The sequence below is a fragment of the Pseudomonas profundi genome (genome assembly GCF_008638305.1).
Classification (GTDB): Bacteria; Pseudomonadota; Gammaproteobacteria; order Pseudomonadales; family Pseudomonadaceae; genus Halopseudomonas; species Halopseudomonas profundi.
Map to the genome: position 1 here is coordinate 1 of NZ_VTPZ01000031.1, position 5,121 is coordinate 5,121.

Consider the following 5,121-nt stretch of genomic DNA (forward strand, 5'->3'; position numbering starts at 1 on the left):
CCCCACATTCACGGACAGGATGCTCGATAGGCTGCTGATTCAGCGGAGGGCTCAACAACGCAGTGGGCGGGAGTGCCGGCATCGAGCAGCGCGGCGACCCAGTATAGGGCGACGAGGCGCGGTTATACCGTTCTCGTTGTGCTCTAAGCCCATCGAAGAAGCTTTAACCACATCGAAGAAGTACAACCCACAGACAACAAAAAAGGCCCGCATTTCTGCGGGCCTTTCTGTGTATGGTGCCGGCACCAAGAGTCGAACTCGGGACCTACTGATTACAAGGCATCATTTTAGCTGTACCTTCCCGTTGCAAAGAGTACCACCTCGTATATAATTCATATATATTTCAAACAGTTAACGTTTCCCTGCGTTCTCAACTGTTCCACGTTGTTTCCTATTTTCATTTTAGAAGTGGTACCCAAAGTGGTACCCAGGCACATGGAAGTCAGCTCAATATGGCATCAAATTTGTCCCGTTTGGTACGACCTGAAGATCTGAAATCGCTGAGGGCTGGCGACACGATTACCGACTCGCTACCAGGTAGGGGAAAAGGGGCGATCCTATTCGAGCGTAAAGCTAGCGGCGTTATCGCAGCCAGCTACCGATACGCTATCCAGGGAACGCGTAAGAAGGTCAGCTTAGGAAGCTATAAAGAAAAACCCAAAGACGCAGGTTTTACTCTGACAGAAATTCGTGAGAAAGCTGTGGAGATGGCCATGCTAGCTCTAGAGCATGGTGACCTTACGAAACACAAAAACGAAGTCGAGAATCATGCGCGCCTCAAGGCGATTGAAGCAGAGCGTATCGCTGCAATCGAGGCTGCCAAGGGTACCTTCGAGGACTTACTGCAGGATTACATCGATGACCGGACTGGTAAGCTTGATCCCCGCACCATTGATGAAATGAAGCGCGTCCGTGGGAAGCTGATTTTGCAGAATACCGAGATACTTTGCCTGCACGCTGCCGACATTAAGCCTACCCACATTAAAGAGCTCCTATCCCCCATCCATAAACGTGGATCAAAGGTGATGGCAGAACGGATGAGACGCCAGATTTCCGCGTCATTCAACTACGGCATGAGAGCGGAGAACGTAGTCGGTAGAACTAGTAACAAAACCTATGCTATCGAGTTGAATCCAGCCGCAGTGGTTACGGTTGAACACGTCGAAAAGAAAGGTACCCGCGCCCTCTCAGAAAAAGAGCTAAAACAGTTTTGGAATACACTGGAAAAGACCGACCGTGTAGGCCCAGTGATGACGTCCTTATTCAAATTCGTCATCGCTACTGCAGGTCAGCGGTTTTCGAGCGTCATTGAAGCAGAATGGCATGCGTACGATCTGGTGGAATGCGTGGCTCATCTGCACCACAGCAAAGGCCGTAGTGGGCGATCGCAACAGAAACCTCATCCAGTTCCTCTGACCCCTCGTGCGCTTGAAATCATCAGAGACATACACCGGCTTAACGGTAACCGAATCAGACCATGGACAAACCGAATAGATGGGCGGCCAGTTACACTTTCAAGCCTGAAAAATGCGCTTAACCGGTGGTTCGAATCTGAACATTCACAGATGGATGGCGTGCAGATTCCTCGATTTACTGCACGTGATCTACGACGAACGTGCACCCAGCTAATGGCCAAATACGGTATAGACGATCGTCGTTCTGATGAGCTTCAAGCGCATGGTACCGGTGGCATAGTCGCAGACCACTACCGTAACAACCCCATGATCACGCTACCTCGGCGGAAAGCCGCAATGACAGAATTTGATCATATTCTGGACATTATATTAAGCTCGGACGAGTCCATTTCGTCATCATGATCCAAACCATGTTTTACCAGTTCCTACGAAAAGACCGTAACCGTCAGCAATGACGGCCTGTAGATTGACTGCTGATGGCGATCCAGCGGCAATATTAACAAGGCAACATTGAGGCAAACGCTGTCTATGAAAAAGCGAACACACAATTCAAAAGCCTTGATGGCCGCACGATTGCAAGCTGAAGCACACCAGACGCTGGCAAACCGTACGTTGACGCAGATCCGTTTCATCGATATCGCAGCAACCAAGGGACTTGAGCTCGAACCAGTTGGCCGTATGGCCGGCACACCCTTGTCACGTAGAAAATAACCGCAAAGTAGGCATTATTTAGCGGCTGTCTGACTTGGGTCCTGCTGCAAGTGCTGTTGATGGAACCCCGCAGACCCGCGTCGGCAGCAGCTTGGAGCCCAAGGTCAGGTCTAAAAATGCGTAGCTCTAAGCTAGGGGGGTTGCACGTGCAACCCCTATACGAATCAACAACATAGCTGTAAATAAGAATTTTCGCTAACAGCCCGAATCTGACTAGGCTGGGGCATCGTGAAGGAGGGGGTTGCACGTCCAAATCCCCTCATGAAACGACGCCGTACGGCTAAATAGAGTCTGCTACGCGTCGCCGACCATCCGACTCAGACGAATAGCCTGAGATGTGTATCGCGCGGCATCTATAGGCTTATCAAAGATAAGCCGCCGTCCCGCTGCAGCGCGCTTTCTACACATCTGTAGCTCGATGCGACCGATCATTTGTGCCAGCTCCCCGCGAAGGAGACTTCGAGCTACAAATTGGTAGCTCACAACGGAACCGGGCAAGGGGGGTTGCACGTGCAACCCCTTAATAAAACAAAGACTTACGGATAAATAGAGTCTGCTCTGCCTCGCGGGCCCATGCGCCTCAGGCAAATAACGTGAAAGACATGCTACGAGGAAAAAGCTCGCAATATCAGAGGCTTACCATCTTATCCCCTCCTCGCTGCTGTGCACTTCTACACATTGGTAGCTCGATCCGACCGATCCTGTGCCAGCTCCCTACCATTGGTAATCCACGTTCCAAGCCCAAATCCATCCCCCCTTTGGGAGCAGATAATTACCTATCCGCGCAAAAAAGCTTTACGTGTGCGAGCATTAATCAACAGCGGTCGAGGCGATTTTTCGCAAACTCAGACATCGATATGTACTGGGCACAGTTGTCAGGTCACCCCTTCTCGATATTTTCAAGAGCTTTCGTTGAGGTGCTTGTAATTGCAATTGACGCAATCCGGAGGAGAATATGAATGCTTCCAAGAAAAAAACTAGCGTCTGGGATGAGCTCGGTCTCCCTACCGGGTCGGCTGAACTCATGGCTCAGGCTCGCTCTGATATTTCGGCTGAACATTTGCTTCGCCTCGCCTCGCTAGTTAACCGCAACCCGTACGACCTAGCGGCGGCTTTAAACCTCGACAAGCCCAGGATTCAACACTGGATTGCGGGAGGCGAACTTGATGGCGGTGAAACTGACGGAATCTTTCGTCTGGTTAGGCTAGTAGATGCAACGTTGGAGTTATTCGAAGCTGATATTACCGTGGCCAATTTGTGGCTTGAAGCGCCCTGTCGGGTTTTTGAGCGGTAAAACTCCATTAGAAATGTTCATTACTCATACTCACACGGAGACGGCGCTGGACCTGATAGACCGCTTAGAGCGCGAGGTTCCGATCTGACCTGTGATCGTGCAACATAGGGAATGCTCACAGCACATTCTTCGGTGACTTTAAAATCCCTGCGCATGCGTGTCAGTCGCAGCGCAAAAGACGGACTACCTCCTTCTCTGCAAAATACAATAACGGTAACGTTACCAGTTAACTCAGATCACGCCGCCACTATTCACTCCGCAACAATTTTTAGAGAGTGCTTCGCTGCAATGCGATCATGGTCGCATGTGATTCAGGAGGAAACATAAGATTGTTCGCCATGTAGCGCATTACTTCGACGTACGTTTCAACTACGAGAGCTAGTAGGCTGTAATCTCCTCTTAGTACCATGTCGGTATACTCCGTGCCGTAGCCCTGATGCCATAATGCGCCCCAATTGCCCTCGGGCAATTCAAGCAATACCCATTCAGGGTAAGGGCAGAACCTGACCCATTGACGAACAACCGTGAGCGCCGCCTCATGGTCGGGATCCACCCACCGATCTAGATGATCCAGATACGCCTTGCTAGGCTTGATGTAATCGAAAGAGGAATCAATTGGAAATTCGCGCGTATCCATTGGCTGTCCTATTGAAGGTTTGTGTGGTTCGTTGTAACGGGCTTGGCAAATCTCGGACCTTACATGTAAACGATGACGAGAGCTTCCAGCTCGGACGACAGTAAAGGAAGTCGAACATCTTGTGAACCTACAAGATCCATCCGAATAAGAACGCGCTCGCCCAAATCCGCAGAACCACGTGAGAGCGCCTGCAAAGCCCACGCAAGATAATCCCAGTCGATGGTGCTTCCTGTGATTTAACAGTTGCACTATCGCTACCGCAGGCGCCACAAGCTCCAACGTCATCTGAAAGAGCAGTCCGCCGATCGTTTTAAATCGTCGGACGAATGCCTCAACGATAAATGCCCTCTGCTTGAGCTCGACCCAGAAACGCCTGTTGGACGGCAAGCAACCTTACTAGTGTGGGAGTATATGTGGGAACACTGTTCCGATTCCTTATAGAGCCCACGTAATGCGTCCACTGGGGGACGTTGGGATGAGGATGAGCCATCCTCGGACGAAGCGGCGAGATCTTGAGACCAAAACGGGTCATGACCCAGCTCCCTGCAAATTTCATCAAATCACGTTTTTTGTGTTGCCTCGGTACGCAATCAGGATTTCCACGTCGATCTGCATGCCCGTTGGGATGTTCGAGTGATGCCGTACTATTTGCGTTGAATAGATACGCTGAGTGCAACTAGACATATCGACTACTTGCCTGATGATATCCGATACAAAAGCGAGGAGCATGAATAGTGAAACTTGAAACCTATGCCGCGAGGCATGGAGTAAGTATCTGCGACTGGAGCGATATATGGAACGCAAGATTAGCGAAGAGAGGATGGAGATGTTTAGCTGTTCTGGGTGATGAGGATCATATTGAGCCAGACATGCTTTTAATTAAATCACCCAACTGGGACAACTACCAAGTGCGTGATCTTTTCTCAGGAATTCCAAGCGGAAGAATGCTGACTGAAGTTCAAATAAAAGAATGGATTAGAAGTCGCTATGGTTGCGGTGAAAAAGCTCATGTGTGACTCTCAGTGTCACCGCCGGAGTAATACTGACCCACCAGCGTCGACTTA

The 5,121-nt window shown here is 50.2% G+C and carries 5 protein-coding genes; 4 read left to right on the forward strand and 1 reads right to left on the reverse strand.

Annotated elements, in window-relative coordinates; translation table 11 throughout:
- Window positions 1-452 precede the first annotated feature (452 nt).
- From FZE95_RS19335 to FZE95_RS19345, 3 genes are all read left to right on the forward strand, one after another.
- On the forward strand, window positions 453-1,817 hold the full coding sequence (locus FZE95_RS19335; RefSeq protein WP_150302424.1) for a tyrosine-type recombinase/integrase: 1,365 nt from the start codon (window positions 453-455) through the stop codon (window positions 1,815-1,817).
- A 126-nt stretch (window positions 1,818-1,943) separates the two neighbouring features.
- Window positions 1,944-2,126: a hypothetical protein gene (locus FZE95_RS19340; protein ID WP_150302425.1), complete on the forward strand. Its 183-nt coding sequence runs from the start codon at window positions 1,944-1,946 to the stop codon at window positions 2,124-2,126.
- Window positions 2,127-3,081: 955 nt separating this feature from the next.
- Window positions 3,082-3,420, forward strand: coding sequence for a hypothetical protein (locus FZE95_RS19345; protein ID WP_150302426.1), 339 nt, complete (start codon window positions 3,082-3,084; stop codon window positions 3,418-3,420).
- 268 nt (window positions 3,421-3,688) lie between these two features.
- On the opposite strand, the gene FZE95_RS19350 is transcribed toward FZE95_RS19345, so the two are convergent.
- Complete coding sequence (locus tag FZE95_RS19350; RefSeq protein WP_150302427.1) at window positions 3,689-4,057, reverse strand: hypothetical protein; 369 nt, start codon at window positions 4,055-4,057, stop codon at window positions 3,689-3,691.
- 734 nt (window positions 4,058-4,791) lie between these two features.
- Between FZE95_RS19350 and FZE95_RS19355 the strand changes: the two genes are divergently transcribed.
- Window positions 4,792-5,073: a hypothetical protein gene (locus FZE95_RS19355; protein ID WP_150302428.1), complete on the forward strand. Its 282-nt coding sequence runs from the start codon at window positions 4,792-4,794 to the stop codon at window positions 5,071-5,073.
- The last annotated feature ends 48 nt before the right edge of the window (window positions 5,074-5,121 follow it).